Below are 257 nucleotides of genomic sequence, written 5' to 3'. Positions count from 1 at the left end.
TCCTAAAATGAAGTTTCCCCAAAAATACACTGAGATAATAAAAAGATATAAAGATAGTCCGCCCGAAGAAAAAGCTAAACTTGAAGATGAGTTTATCAAAGCCATCAATGATAAAGAAAGTAAATTTTACAGCCCTATATTGGCTAATACGAACGAATACGAATTAAGAGCTATGCTTAAGTTAATACCTAGTTTGATTGACACTGGAGATGATAAGAATGATTAAAACTATATTTAAAATTATCTTAACGCTTACA

At 30.0% G+C, this 257-nt stretch carries 1 protein-coding gene; it reads left to right on the top strand.

Annotation, left to right across the window (positions count from 1 at the left end; all coding sequences use genetic code 11):
- Positions 1-226: DUF7366 family protein (locus HMPREF3270_RS04095; protein ID WP_256324340.1), on the top strand; the 226-nt coding region annotated here is incomplete at its 5' end.
- Positions 227-257 lie beyond the last annotated feature (31 nt).

The organism is Staphylococcus sp. HMSC65H10 (genome assembly GCF_001839185.1).
Lineage (GTDB): Bacteria > Bacillota > Bacilli > Staphylococcales > Staphylococcaceae > Staphylococcus > Staphylococcus simulans.
This window is presented reverse-complemented; position numbering and strand designations above follow the sequence as displayed.